At 63.7% G+C, this 12,277-nt stretch carries 14 protein-coding genes and 1 pseudogene; 10 read left to right on the forward strand and 5 right to left on the reverse strand.

Annotated features, from left to right (window positions below; translation table 11 throughout):
• Nucleotides 1-18: 18 nt before the first annotated feature.
• Nucleotides 19-216, reverse strand: coding sequence for a hypothetical protein (locus tag KPG66_RS10445; protein ID WP_237070842.1), 198 nt, complete (start codon nt 214-216; stop codon nt 19-21).
• Nucleotides 217-467: 251 nt separating this feature from the next.
• Here KPG66_RS10445 and KPG66_RS10450 point away from each other — a divergent pair, with 251 nt between their 5' ends.
• The 3 genes from KPG66_RS10450 to KPG66_RS10460 all read left to right on the forward strand — a co-directional run bounded on the left by KPG66_RS10450 (nt 468) and on the right by KPG66_RS10460 (nt 3,384).
• Nucleotides 468-797: a hypothetical protein gene (locus KPG66_RS10450; protein WP_237070843.1), complete on the forward strand. Its 330-nt coding sequence runs from the start codon at nt 468-470 to the stop codon at nt 795-797.
• Nucleotides 798-956: 159 nt separating this feature from the next.
• Nucleotides 957-2,123: an MFS transporter gene (locus KPG66_RS10455; RefSeq protein ID WP_237070844.1), complete on the forward strand. Its 1,167-nt coding sequence runs from the start codon at nt 957-959 to the stop codon at nt 2,121-2,123.
• A gap of 100 nt (nt 2,124-2,223) precedes the next feature.
• Complete coding sequence (locus tag KPG66_RS10460; RefSeq protein WP_013436135.1) at nt 2,224-3,384, forward strand: MFS transporter; 1,161 nt, start codon at nt 2,224-2,226, stop codon at nt 3,382-3,384.
• Nucleotides 3,385-3,608: 224 nt separating this feature from the next.
• On the opposite strand, the pseudogene KPG66_RS10465 reads toward KPG66_RS10460, so the two are convergent.
• Nucleotides 3,609-4,102: pseudogene (locus KPG66_RS10465) on the reverse strand (FAD-dependent monooxygenase); the annotation flags it as partial.
• A gap of 185 nt (nt 4,103-4,287) precedes the next feature.
• On the opposite strand from KPG66_RS10465, the gene KPG66_RS10470 reads away from it, so the two are divergent.
• On the forward strand, nt 4,288-5,109 hold the full coding sequence (locus tag KPG66_RS10470; protein ID WP_041753793.1) for an EAL domain-containing protein: 822 nt from the start codon (nt 4,288-4,290) through the stop codon (nt 5,107-5,109).
• Between the two features lie 19 nt (nt 5,110-5,128).
• Here KPG66_RS10470 and KPG66_RS10475 read toward each other — a convergent pair whose 3' ends face one another.
• Nucleotides 5,129-5,311 carry a hypothetical protein gene (locus KPG66_RS10475; protein ID WP_013436139.1) on the reverse strand — a complete coding sequence of 61 codons (183 nt, stop codon included), beginning with the start codon at nt 5,309-5,311 and terminating at the stop codon, nt 5,129-5,131.
• Nucleotides 5,312-5,557: 246 nt separating this feature from the next.
• Between KPG66_RS10475 and KPG66_RS10480 the strand changes: the two genes are divergently transcribed.
• A complete protein-coding gene (locus KPG66_RS10480) occupies nt 5,558-7,390 on the forward strand; it encodes a glycoside hydrolase family 15 protein (protein ID WP_041753796.1) in 1,833 nt (610 codons plus the stop codon).
• Between the two features lie 54 nt (nt 7,391-7,444).
• Nucleotides 7,445-7,600, forward strand: coding sequence for a hypothetical protein (locus KPG66_RS10485; RefSeq protein WP_157864429.1), 156 nt, complete (start codon nt 7,445-7,447; stop codon nt 7,598-7,600).
• On the opposite strand, the gene KPG66_RS10490 is transcribed toward KPG66_RS10485, so the two are convergent.
• Nucleotides 7,572-8,333: an ABC transporter permease gene (locus KPG66_RS10490; protein ID WP_041753798.1), complete on the reverse strand. Its 762-nt coding sequence runs from the start codon at nt 8,331-8,333 to the stop codon at nt 7,572-7,574. The genes KPG66_RS10485 and KPG66_RS10490 overlap by 29 nt on opposite strands.
• Nucleotides 8,333-9,283 (reverse strand): ABC transporter ATP-binding protein, encoded by a 951-nt coding sequence (locus tag KPG66_RS10495; protein WP_041753799.1) that lies wholly within the window; start codon nt 9,281-9,283, stop codon nt 8,333-8,335. Before KPG66_RS10495 ends, KPG66_RS10490 begins: the two co-directional genes overlap by 1 nt.
• Before the next feature lie 154 nt (nt 9,284-9,437).
• Between KPG66_RS10495 and KPG66_RS10500 the strand changes: the two genes are divergently transcribed.
• From KPG66_RS10500 to KPG66_RS18010, 4 genes are read left to right on the forward strand one after another with little or no spacing between them, the layout of a single operon-like run.
• A complete protein-coding gene (locus KPG66_RS10500; RefSeq protein WP_013436144.1) occupies nt 9,438-10,454 on the forward strand; it encodes a metal ABC transporter solute-binding protein in 1,017 nt (338 codons plus the stop codon).
• Nucleotides 10,451-11,326 (forward strand): metal ABC transporter ATP-binding protein, encoded by an 876-nt coding sequence (locus KPG66_RS10505; protein ID WP_237070845.1) that lies wholly within the window; start codon nt 10,451-10,453, stop codon nt 11,324-11,326. The genes KPG66_RS10500 and KPG66_RS10505 overlap by 4 nt, the downstream gene beginning before the upstream one ends.
• Entirely contained in the window at nt 11,319-12,113 is a 795-nt protein-coding gene (locus tag KPG66_RS10510) for a metal ABC transporter permease (protein WP_013436146.1), read from the forward strand. The genes KPG66_RS10505 and KPG66_RS10510 overlap by 8 nt, the downstream gene beginning before the upstream one ends.
• Before the next feature lie 27 nt (nt 12,114-12,140).
• Nucleotides 12,141-12,260 carry a hypothetical protein gene (locus tag KPG66_RS18010; RefSeq protein WP_422393316.1) on the forward strand — a complete coding sequence of 40 codons (120 nt, stop codon included), beginning with the start codon at nt 12,141-12,143 and terminating at the stop codon, nt 12,258-12,260.
• Nucleotides 12,261-12,277 lie beyond the last annotated feature (17 nt).

Raw genomic sequence — 12,277 nt, forward strand, 5'->3', positions numbered from 1 at the left:
GCGCGCCACGTCACCGCATCAATTCGTGACGCCATGCGATAGGTATTCCTTGGCGTCACCGTGATAGCCGCAGCACTGGGCCAGCGCATCGGCTTCGCGCTCGTGCACCTCGGCGGGAAAATACGACGCAGCGAGAATGTCACGTTGCGGCGTACCGCGGCCGTCGCCCAGCACGGCAGCAATTACATCACGCCCAGGATGAACGCTCGTTGACAATCCGCACTAGTGACTCAAAAAACGTACCGTTCCCGTCCGGCCCGCTCGTCGCCATCCGCGGCCGCCGTTGAAAAACGGTATACGCCTTTCTCGCAGAACCTGCCGGCTCCTGCACCGGCCCATTGGGGCTTTCGCGTAAAACAGCAAAGCATCGGAAGCTCGCTTGATATCGCAGCCTGCGTGAAGCGCACGGTGAATCGCGACACTATGGGGCCGGCGCGCCCATCATCCCCACCCATCACAGCCCGTCCATGCATGCCAAACGTCGAGGCACGGCCACGACAATCGTGTTGGAGCGGCGTTACGCGCGCAACGCCATCGATTATGCGACGCCGCTGCGGCAGGCATTCGAAGCGCTCGACGCCGATTCACGAGCGTCAGTGGCCATGCTACAAGGCACGGGCGGCACTGTGCGCGACCGCCGGTCGGCTTATGACAACGCGCCACTGCCGGACCCGGCATTGGCGCTCATGCGTAACGGGGCCAGCGGCTATCGGGCCGCGCTCGACGAAGGACTCGCGGATGCCCGGCAGTTCGCCGTCCGCCGGCACCGGGCGACACGGCGGCACAATATGAGTTGATGGCCGCGCGGCGCATGACTTGTGCGCGATCGACGGCGAGTCGCGATCGACGAGGTGCAGCAGCAGGGTTTCCCCGGATACAGTAAGATGGCGCTTCACGGCCTCTGTGCACATATCCCGCGCGCCCCGGACCGCGGTTCCCTACCACGAAGCCTGCTCATGCCCTTGCCGCTCATCGCCCTCGCCATTGCCGCCTTCGGCATCGGCACCACCGAGTTCGTGATCATGGGCTTGCTGCCGGACGTAGCGCGCGACCTGCGCGTATCGATTCCGGCCGCCGGCATGCTGGTGTCTGGATACGCACTCGGCGTCACGATCGGTGCGCCGATCGTAGCGATGCTCACGGCAAACTTGCCCCGCAAGCGTGCGCTGATGAGTCTGGTCGGCGTGTTCATCGTGGGCAACCTGTTATGCGCGGTTGCACCGGACTATGCGGTGTTGATGGGGGCCCGCGTCGTCACTGCGTTCTGCCACGGCGCATTTTTTGGTATCGGGTCGGTCGTCGCCGCGGGACTGGTCGCGCCGAACCGCCGCGCGCAGGCCATTGCGCTGATGTTCACCGGCCTGACACTGGCGAACGTGCTCGGCGTGCCACTGGGCACCGCGCTCGGGCAGATGGCTGGATGGCGCGCGACATTCTGGGCGGTTACGCTGATCGGGGTGTTGGCCGCCGCCGCACTCGGGGCGTGGCTGCCCGCGAAGATCGAGATGCAGCGGGCCAGCTTCGGTCACGAATTCAACGTGATGAAGAACCCGCAGGTGCTGCTGGTGCTGGGCATCAGCGTCTTCGCGTCGGCGAGTCTGTTTTCGGTGTTCACCTATATCACGCCAATCCTCGAGGACGTCACTGGACTTACGCCGCATCACGTGACGTTGGTACTGCTGCTGTTCGGCCTTGGCCTGACGGTCGGCAGCACGCTCGGCGGCCGGCTGGCGGACTGGCGACTGCTGCCCTCGCTTAAGACGCTCCTGCTCAGCATTGCATGTGCGCTGGCGGTTTTCTCGTTCACGATGAAGCTTCCGGCGGCGGCCATGGCCACCGTGTTCGTCTGGGGTATCCTGTCCTTCGCCGTGGTGCCACCGGTCCAGATGCTGATCGTCGAACGGGCAAGCGCCGCCCCCAACCTCGCCTCGACGTTAAACCAGGGGGCATTCAACCTTGGCAATGCCAGCGGCGCATGGCTGGGCGGCGCCGCGATTGGCGCGGGTTGGCCATTGCATTGGCTACCCTACGTGGGCATCGCGATGGCGCTCGGTGCGCTTGTGCTGGCAGCTTGGTCCTACAGTCTGGAGCGGCGCGCGCCGGCCTGCGTGACACCCTCCTGAGCGCCTGAACAACCCGCGCCGCCTGCTGCGATCAGCCGCGGGCGCGGCGCCACGATAATGGGCCTGCCACCATTGGTACGCCGGCCTCATAATACGACGAATGAAAGTTATTTTTACACGCGACTTCTTTGCGTTGATTGTCAGCGTTGCCGTCGTCGGACTAGGCATCGGCGCCACGCTGCCGCTGACCGCCCTGGCGTTGATGCAGGCCGGCTATGGTTCCCACGTGGTCGGCATGCTGACCGCCGCACAGGCGGGCGGCGGTATCGCGATCGTGCCATTCGCGGCGCGCATCACGTCACGTATCGGCGCCCGGCGTGCCATCATCGTCACGGTGTGGATAACGTCAATCGCGACGCTTGCGATGCAATTGACGACTAACCTCGTTGCCTGGGCACTCCTGAGGGCGACCGCTGGCGCCGCGTTGATGCTGCTGTTCACGATCACCGAGGCCTGGGTAAACCAGCTCGCCAACGATCGATCGCGTGGGCGCATCGTCGCGCTGTACGCGACCAACTTCACGCTGTTCCAGATGGCTGGCCCGCTGCTGGTCAGCATGATCGCCGACTACCCGGGATGGCGTTTTGCATTGTGCGGCGCGATCTTCCTGCTGGCGCTGCCGGGCCTGTGGGTGATGCGCATCCCCCGCGACATCGGCCCGGCCGACGACGAGCCCCATAGCGCCTGGCAAACGGTGCTACCCCGCATGCCGGCACTGGTGGTCGGTGCAGGCTTCTTTGCGCTGTTCGATACACTCGCTTTGTCGCTACTGCCGTTGTTCGCGGTCCACCATGGTGTCGCAACGGAACTGGCCGTTGTGTTCGGCTCCGCAATCCTGCTCGGCGATACGGCGTGCGCATTTGCCCTTGGATGGCTGGCCGATCACGTCGGCCGGGCGCGCGTGCACTTGGGCGCCGCGCTGGTCGTGGCGCTGCTGCTGCCGACATTGCCGGTGATCGCCGCGCAGCCGTGGCTGCGCTGGCCTGTGCTGATCGTGCTCGGCGCGGCCGCGGGCGGAATCTACACGTTGTCGCTGGCGGCGATCGGCGAACGTTTTCGTGGCCCGGCGCTAGTCACCGCTAGCTCGTTGATCGGCGCATCGTGGAGCGTGGCGAGCTGCTTCGGGCCGATGATTGCCGGCACACTGATGCGCACAAGCAGCCCTGACGCGCTGATCGGCGTGCTGTTTGCCGGCGTCGTCATATTTATCTGCGCGCATCTGTGGGAACAGCGCACTGCGCGGACTGCGACGCAAGGCTAAAAACGAGCCGGTAAACCGCCCGATTCACCAGCCCGAACAGAAAGCCGCTGGTATCAACAACCTTTGGCCCCCAGCGCGCCAGCGTGCAACCGGCGGCATGCCGCCGGGCGCGGCCGCGTCAGTCAAGCTTCAACGCCGACAGCACCGTGCGGCTGCAACGGCCAAAACCGAGCCGGTACTCGTCGCCCTGGCACCACCATCGCCCTGGCACCATCCGGTCAGGACGAGTTCATTGCCGTTCTCACGTAGCGCGCGTTGATCGCATGCGTGCCATCGGGCGTTTGCACCGTCAGCGTCACGTGTGCGCCATCCTGCGCGAGACCGACCACCTTGTTCGACCAGCACAGATCGAGATTAGGCAGGTGTTGCGCCCGCTCGGCCAAATAGTCTTCGACGTAGTACCGCTGCAGATTGATGAACGCGGGCCGCGTGTAGCCTGTTTCCGGCAGCAGATTGAATGTATAGATCAATTCGTCATACAGAAATACCCTGCCGACGTTCCAGCTCACGCCCTTGTCGAGCATGCGCTGGCCGCAGCCCAACCGAGCGAAATCACCAGGGTACGCTTGGCGAAGCAAATCGCGTGCAATCCGGTCGATAGCGTGTTGTCGTTGTTGAGCACCACCGGTACGCCCTGCTGGGCCAGGTCGATCGCGCAGGCTAAGCCGACGTAACCCGCGCCGACCACGACGCCCGGATACTCAGCGGGCGCGGCCACGGCCTGATCCGGCTAGCGCTGATAGCGAAAAGTCACATTCTGATAGTCGATCGTCGCGTCCAGACCCGCGTTGCGCCGGATTGCGTCAGTCCTCGGCCCAGCCCCGCAGCTGTGCCACATATTACGTGAGTCAAATAGCATTTTTTGTCGATGCGGCAGCCACGGCGACTGCTACTATTTCGATAATGATTCCGCCGACTCTTTCTGAACTCGCCGCCGCCGCGGCACGCCATCCTTACTTCGCCGAGCGCGTGTTGCTGCACGCGGGCACAACGGCGCGCGGCCGGCATCATGGCCTGGAGTTGACCAGCCAGTACCAGCCGATCTTCGACGTGGGCTCGCGGGGCTTTCCGCAATCGTTGGCCGCCGATGCGCACGCGGCAGACCGCTTCGGTGACGACATCGGTTACCAGGCGATAACACAGGCCGCGCCGGCAGGCGCGGAGTCGTCGCCGGTGCGCGATCCGTTTAACTCGACCGTCGACGATCAGGACCTGGTGGCACTGGATCGGCTGTCGCGGCTTGTACACGCGATCAACTTCTTCGGCGTGCAGCGCAGCGGTCTGCTGTTCCTGAACGTGCACGAACGGTTATTGAAGAGCGTCAAGTACGACCACGGGCGCCATTTCTCGACCGTGCTCGTGTCGCTCGGCTTGAATCCGGCGCGTGTGGTCATCGAGCTGCCGGAGGCGGCCGTCGCGCATCGCACGTTTCTTGGCCACTTGACCAAGAGCTACCAAAGCTATGGCTTCAAGGTCGCGGGCAACCTGCCCAATGCCGGCCAAATCCTGTCAGTGTCAGACATGGCGCGGCTGGACTTCATCAAGATAAACTCGGGCTCGGCGTTGCGCGATGCAGTGGTCAAGCCACTGGTGAGCTACGCGAGCCGGCTGAAGATCCCGCTGATCTTCACGCACGTCATGGACGACGCGCAGTTCGAGTTACTGCAGCAATACGATGTGCGCTACGTACAAGGTCCGGTATTTGACTCGGTCGGCTCGCTTTAGCGGACCGTGCGGGCGCCGTCTATTTGATGTCGCGCAGCCGGGGCATCGCCTCCTTCAGTGACAGGCACAACGATTTGTATAGGTCAAACAGCTGAGCATAGTACGCATGCCGCGCGGCGTCCAGCACGGCGCGCTCGCGCAGCCTGGCCCAGCCGCGGATTGAGTCGTCGCGTATCCCCCGGCGCCCAGGCCGGTGAGCCATGCCGCACCAAGCGCGGCCTCGACTTCCAGCTCGATCGTGATGACCGGATAGCCGGTCACGTCTGCGCTGATCTGTCTGCGCGTGTCGATTTCACAACCAACCGTGCTGTCAGCCTTGCGCGACACCGCGGCGCTGGCGCAGACTGCACGCTGCGCGTCGCGCGTGGTGCGTGGTGCGGCCATGGCCGTGCCGCGCGCCGTGGACGCGTCTGCTCCATCCCAACTTAGAACACCAAGGTATTTCGCGATGATCCTGTCCTCCACCGAGTCATCCCTGACGCTCCCCTCCCGTGCCACCCCCCATCGCTCGCTCGATGTCGGCGTCATCGGCAATTGCGCGTTCAGCGCGCTGATCGACAGGATGGGCTGCGTCGTCTGGAGCTGCCTGCCGCGCTTTGATGGCGATCCGGTCTTCAACGCACTGATCGACACCTCGGACCACGCCGGCCTGTGGAGCATCGAGCTCGAGAACTATGTGCGTGGCGAGCAGTCCTACGAGCCAAACACCGCGGTGCTGCGCACGCGTCTGTACAATAAGAACGGACAGGGTATCGAGATCACCGATTTCGCGCCGCGCTTTTACTCGCGCGGACGTTATTTCCGCCCCACGACGATGGTGCGCCGCGTGAAGCCGCTGCAAGGCGCGGTGCGCATCACAGTACGGCTGCGCCCACGTTTTGACTGGGGCCGGCTGCCACCGGCGATCACGCACGGCAGCCACCACATCCGCTATGTCGGCCCCGCGCAAACGCTGCGGCTCACGACCGACGCGCCACTGTCCTACATCGTCGCGGAACAGCAGTTCCTGCTCGATCGCGAGATCAACTTCATCCTCGGACCGGACGAGACGCTTGCCACGGGCATCGAGAACACCGCGCGCGATTTCGAGCAGGACACGATCCAGTACTGGCGCACGTGGACCGGCCGGCTCGCGATACCACTGGAGTGGCAGGACGCGGTGATTCGCGCGGCAATTACGCTGAAGCTGTCGCTGTTCGAGGATACCGGCGCGATCATCGCCGCGATGACCACCAGCATTCCGGAAGCACCGAACAGCAGCCGCAACTGGGACTACCGCTATTGCTGGCTGCGCGATGCATTCTTCGTCGTGCGTGCGCTGAACAGTCTGTCCGAGGTCGGCACGATGGAGGACTACCTGCGCTGGCTGCGCAACATCGTGCTGCGCTCCAAGGGCGGGCATATCAAACCGCTATACGGCATCGGCCTGGAAGCGTCGCTGCCGGAGTCGATCGTCGAGCATCTGGGCGGATACCGCGACCACGCGCCGGTGCGCGTGGGCAACCAGGCGCACGAGCACTTCCAGCACGACGTGTACGGCAACATCATCCTGGGTGCGACGCAGGCTTTCCATGACCGGCGCCTAATACGCCCAGCCGGCCTGTTCGAGTTCGAGCACCTGGAGGCCGTCGGCGAGAATGCCTACCGAATCTATACAAAGCCGGATGCCGGCATGTGGGAGCTGCGCTCGCGCGCGCGCATCCATACGTCGTCGGTGCTGATGAACTGGGCCGCTTGCGACCGGCTCGCAAAGATCGCGCATACGCTCGGGCTGCCCGAGCGCGAGATGCTGTGGCGCGGGCGCGCCGACGCGATCCGCGAATACCTGCTGAATAACGCGTGGAACGAGGCGCGCGGCGCGTTCGCGGAAAGTGTCGGCGGCCAAGATCTGGATGCGAGCGTGCTGCTGATGGCCGAAGTCAACATGATCGACCCGAAGGATCCACGCTTTGTATCCACTGTCGAGGCGCTCGAGCGCTCGCTGTGCGACGGGCCCTACATGCGGCGCTACGAAGCACCGGATGACTTCGGCAAGCCGGAAACCGCGTTCAACATCTGCACGTTCTGGCGCATCGACGCGCTGGCCAGGATCGGCCGTCGTGAAGAAGCGCGCGCGATCTTCGAAGCGATGCTAGCGGCACGCAACCATCTCGGATTGCTATCGGAAGACACGCATCCGGTCACCGGCGAGATGTGGGGCAACTTCCCGCAGACCTACTCGATGGTCGGCATCATCAACTGCGCGATGCGGCTTTCCGCGCCGTGGGATTCAGTCATCTGAGCGACGCGCTGACCGCATGGGACCAGGACGCGAGCGGACTGCGCGCGCAACGCGATGGGTCGGGTAATCTTCGCCGGATTGTCGATCGGCATGCTGTTCACCCTGTTCGTGGTGCCGGCGATGGACACGTTCATCGGCGCCGATCACCATCGCGAAGCACGCAACGCTGGCGCCGGCCTGCTCAGCTCTTCAAGCGGTACCCGGTCTTAAAGATCCACGCGACGATCGCCACGAACAACGCCAAGCATGCGATCGTCACGCCCACGCATACGCCGATGTTCACCTCGGCCTCGCCCTGGAAACTCCAGCGAAATCCGCTGACCAGGTACACGACCGGATTGCACAGCGCCACCGTGCGCCAGAACGGCGGCAGCATGTCGATCGAATAGAAGCAGCCGCCAAGAAACGTCAGCGGCGTGATGATCAGCAGCGGCACGACCTGTAGCTTCTCGAAGTTGTCGGCCCACACGCCGATGATGAAGCCAAACAGCGCAAATGTGAACGCGGTCAGCAGCAGAAACAACAGCATAAAGCCCGGATGGTTGACCTGGACCGGCACAAATAGGTGGGCCGTCGCAAAAATGATCAATCCCAGCATGATCGACTTGGTCGCGGCCGCGCCGACATAGCCGATCACAATCTCGACATACGACACCGGCGCGGACAGCAGCTCGTAGATCGTCCCAGTGAAACGCGGAAAGTAGATGCCGAACGAGGCGTTCGAGATGCTTTGCGTGAGCAGCGACAGCATGATCAGTCCGGGCACGATGAATGCCCCGTAGCTCACGCCGTTGACATGCTGGATGCGCGAGCCGATGGCCGCACCGAACACGATGAAATACAGTGACGTCGAAATCACCGGCGACACGATGCTCTGCATCAACGTGCGCCAGGTACGCGCCATTTCGAAGCGGTAGATCGCACGGATCGCATATACATTCATCACAGCGCCTCCTGTCGTTGTGGTTCACGGCGCGCCTCCATGAGGCTCACGAAGATGTCCTCCAGCGAACTTTGTGTCGTCTGCAAGTCCTTGAACGCGATATTCGCGTCATCCAGTGCGTGCAGCAACTCGATGATGCCCGCGTGCTCGGCGCGCTCGTCATAGGTATAGATCAACTCGTTGCCGCCGCGCGCCAGCTCGAGCCGATAGGTGGCAAGCTGCTGCGGCACGCGTTGCAGCGGCGTGTGAAGCTGCAGCGTGAGCTGCTTCTTGCCGAGCTTGCGCATCAACTCGGCCTTCTGGTCGACAAGAATGATCTCACCGTTGCGAATCACGCCGATGCGATCGGCCATCTCTTCCGCTTCATCGATATAGTGCGTGGTCAGGATGATCGTCACACCGCTGTCGCGCAACGAGCGCACGAGTCGCCACATGTCGCGCCGCAATTCGACGTCCACGCCTGCGGTCGGCTCATCCAGGAACAATATACGCGGCTCGTGCGACAGCGCCTTGGCGATCATCACGCGCCGCTTCATGCCGCCGGACAGCGTGCGGATCTTGTTGTCTTTCTTATCCCAGAGCGACAATGCCTTGAGCACTTTCTCGATATGTGCAGGATCGGCCGGCTTGCCGAACAAGCCGCGGCTGAACGAGACCGTGCCCCAGACCGATTCAAACGTGTCAGTGGTCAACTCCTGTGGCACCAACCCGATAGTGGTGCGCGCGGCGCGATAATCGGTGATGATGTCATGGCCGTCCACCGTCACGCGGCCCGCGCTCGGATTGACGATGCCGCAGATGATGCTGATCAGCGTCGTCTTGCCCGCGCCGTTCGGCCCAAGCAGTGCGAAGATCTCGCCACGCCGGATATCGAGGTTAATGTCGCGCAGCGCCCGGAATCCGGACGCATACGTCTTCGAAAGGTGGGATACGGAAAGGATCGTCTGCATGCTTGGGACGATAGCAGAAGCCATCATTTCGTTCAGCATCAACGTTCCTCAAAACGCGCTGGCCACGGCCCCCGATACGAAGGTGAGCGGCGCCGGTGCGCTGTTATGTCGGCATGTCGGCGCGCTGTTATGTTATACCACCGCATAAAATGTTATGTTATATCATCTATTCTCGTGCGATGACGCCAGCACGCCCGCGCCCGGCCGCCGTCGGAGCGGGCCCTTCGTCGATCCCGGTCCGCCGCGTCGCGGGCCTATCCGGAGCCGTTTGATGAAACGCCTTGTCGCGACCGTTGCCGCATCGATCGCCCTCTGCCTGCCGCTACTGGCCGCCGCACCCGCATGCGCTGCGGCCTCTCCGACGATCCAAGTCGTCGCAGCCGAGAATTTTTATGGCGAACTGGTCCAGGCGCTGGGCGGCCCGCATGTGTCGGTCACTAGCATCCTGAGCAACCCCGACCAAGATCCGCACCTGTTCGAAGCCAGCCCGAAGACCGCGCGCGCGCTCGCCTCGGCACAACTGGTCGTCTACAACGGCGCGAACTACGATCCATGGCTGCCCAAGCTGCTCGCCGGATCGCGCGCCAGCCGCCAGCCGCGCACCGAGATCATCGCCGCCGAGCTGGTCGGCAAGAAGCCAGGTGACAATCCGCACCTGTGGTATCTACCCGCGACCATGCCGGCAGTGGCACGCGCGGTCAGTGCATTCCTCGTGCAAGCGGATCCGGCGCACAAGACCGACTATGCCATCCGGCTGACACAATTTATCGACTCGCTGAAGCCAATCGATGAGAAAATCGCCGCATTGAAACAACGTTATCAAGGCGCGCCGGTGACCGCGACGGAACCTGTGTTCGGCTACATGGCCGAGGCCATCGGCTTGACGATGCGCAACGAACGTTTTCAGCTTGCGGCAATGAACGAGACGGAGCCCAGCGCGGCCGATATCGCCGCCTTTGAGCGCGACCTGAGGACGCGGCAGGTGAAGGTACTGATCTACAACAGCCAGGCCAGCGACACGTCAACCCGACGGCTGCTGAAGATTGCGCAGCAGTCGCATGTGCCGACGGTGCACGTCACCGAAACGCAGCCGCACGGCAAGACGTACCGGCAATGGATGCTGGAGCAACTCGACGCCTTGGAAAAAGCATTGCAAGGACAGTTTCAATGACTGACCCAGCGATCGAGCTCGATCGTGTCACGCTCGAATTGGGCCCGCGCCGCCTGCTCGACGATGTCAGCTTCACGGTGGGCAACGGCGAGTTCATCGGCGTACTGGGTCCCAACGGTGCCGGCAAAACCACGCTAATGCGTGCACTGCTCGGCCTCGTGCCCCCCGCCCGCGGCACGCTACGCGTGCTTGGGCAGCCCGTCACGCGCGGCAATGCCGCGATCGGCTACATGCCGCAGGTGCGCAGCACCCCGGCGGCGCGACGCCTGTCCGGCCGGGACTTCGTGGCATGCGCGGTTGACGGGCACCGCTGGGGGATCGCGCTGGCCCGAGGCCGCACACGCCGGGCGGTGGACGACGCGCTGGCGATCGTCGGCGCGTTGGCGCTGGCTGATCGGCCGCTCGCCGAACTGTCCGGCGGCGAGCGCCAACGCCTACTGCTTGCGCAATGCCTGCTCGGCCAGCCTCGATTGCTGTTGCTGGACGAGCCGCTGATCAGCTTGGACCCAAACCACCAAGCCAGCGTCGTTGAGTTGGTGCGGCGGGTACAGCGCCAATTGGGCATCACCGTGCTATTCAGCGCCCATGAGCTTAATCCGCTGCTCAACGCGATCGACCGCGTGCTCTACCTGGGCAACGGTCGCGCCGCGCTCGGCACCGTCGACGAGGTCATCACGCCACCGGTGCTGTCACGGTTGTATGGCGCGCCAATCGACGTCATGCGTCTTGCCGGACGAATCTTCGTGATGTCTGGCGGTGTGGAAATTGAGAAGCGCGAACACGCACACGAAGATGACGACGGCGCTGATCACCTGTCAATAGCACGCCAGCCTGATCACGCCCTCGCGCGCCGCGGAAAACACGATGTTTGAATACGATTTCATGATCAACGCGTTCGCGGCGTCCGGTATCGTCGCGATCGTCGCCGGCATTGTCGGCTTCTTCCTGGTGATGCGCCAGCAGACCTTTGCAGGACATGCGCTGTCGCATGTCGGCTTCACCGGCGCCACCGGCGCCGCGCTGCTCGGCGTCTCACCACTGTGGGGCATGATCGGCTTCACAGTCGCGGCCGGCATTGCGATGGGCGCGCTCGGCGAACGCCTGTCTGGACGCGACGTCGCCATCGGCATCACGCTATCGTTGTCGCTCGGCGCCGGCTTACTGTTCCTGCATTTCTTCACCGCCTATGCGACGCAGGTCACCACGCTGCTGTTCGGCAACGTGCTGGGCGTGAGTCCCAGCGTGCTGGCATCGCTCGCCTGGCTGGCGCTGCTGGCCCTTGCCGCGTTAGCAGCAATCGCCCGGCCGCTGATCTTCTCGAGCCTGCAGCCCGAGTTAGCTGAGGCCAAAGGCGTGTCGCTGCGCGCCGTATCGGTGCTGTTCCTGACGATTGTCGCCATCGCGGTCGCACAATGCACGCAAATTGTCGGCGTGCTGCTCGTGTTCACACTGATGGTCGGGCCGGCCGCTGCCGCGCAGAACCTCACGACGCGGATCGGCACCGGCGTCGCGTGCGCGGCCCTGCTCGCACTTGCGCAAGCATGGAGCGGCATCACGCTGGCGTTCTACACCGACTGGCCGACGAGCTTCTGGATCACCACGCTGTCCGCCATCGCGTACGGCGCCAGCCTGCTGGTACGGTGGCGGCGCCCGCTGTAGCGCCTTGCAATCGACATCCCGCCCTGCTTGCCGCCGGTCGCGTCAATCCGATACCGGCGCGCTTCGGTGATGGGTCTGTTCATACCGCACTTGGGCAGCGTCAATGCAGGCAACCTGCTGTTCATCATCGGCCGCTACGCATTCTGAGCGCGGCAGCATCATGT

The organism is Mycetohabitans sp. B2, assembly GCF_021733735.1.
In the GTDB taxonomy this organism is placed as follows: Bacteria; Pseudomonadota; Gammaproteobacteria; order Burkholderiales; family Burkholderiaceae; genus Mycetohabitans; species Mycetohabitans rhizoxinica.

Excerpts from the sequence above, each read along its gene's own strand:
- KPG66_RS10470 (WP_041753793.1), top strand. The coding sequence starts at position 4,288 with ATGATTCCGCCGACTCTTTCTGAACTCGCCGCCGCCGCGGCACGCCAT.
- KPG66_RS10485 (WP_157864429.1), top strand. The coding sequence starts at position 7,445 with ATGGGTCGGGTAATCTTCGCCGGATTGTCGATCGGCATGCTGTTCACC.
- KPG66_RS10510 (WP_013436146.1), top strand. The coding sequence starts at position 11,319 with ATGTTTGAATACGATTTCATGATCAACGCGTTCGCGGCGTCCGGTATC.
- KPG66_RS10475 (WP_013436139.1), bottom strand. The coding sequence starts at position 5,311 with ATGGCTCACCGGCCTGGGCGCCGGGGGATACGCGACGACTCAATCCGC.
- KPG66_RS10450 (WP_237070843.1), top strand. The coding sequence starts at position 468 with ATGCATGCCAAACGTCGAGGCACGGCCACGACAATCGTGTTGGAGCGG.
- KPG66_RS10490 (WP_041753798.1), bottom strand. The coding sequence starts at position 8,333 with ATGAATGTATATGCGATCCGTGCGATCTACCGCTTCGAAATGGCGCGT.
- KPG66_RS10505 (WP_237070845.1), top strand. The coding sequence starts at position 10,451 with ATGACTGACCCAGCGATCGAGCTCGATCGTGTCACGCTCGAATTGGGC.
- KPG66_RS10460 (WP_013436135.1), top strand. The coding sequence starts at position 2,224 with ATGAAAGTTATTTTTACACGCGACTTCTTTGCGTTGATTGTCAGCGTT.
- KPG66_RS10480 (WP_041753796.1), top strand. The coding sequence starts at position 5,558 with ATGATCCTGTCCTCCACCGAGTCATCCCTGACGCTCCCCTCCCGTGCC.
- KPG66_RS10500 (WP_013436144.1), top strand. The coding sequence starts at position 9,438 with ATGTTATATCATCTATTCTCGTGCGATGACGCCAGCACGCCCGCGCCC.
- KPG66_RS10455 (WP_237070844.1), top strand. The coding sequence starts at position 957 with ATGCCCTTGCCGCTCATCGCCCTCGCCATTGCCGCCTTCGGCATCGGC.
- KPG66_RS10495 (WP_041753799.1), bottom strand. The coding sequence starts at position 9,283 with ATGCAGACGATCCTTTCCGTATCCCACCTTTCGAAGACGTATGCGTCC.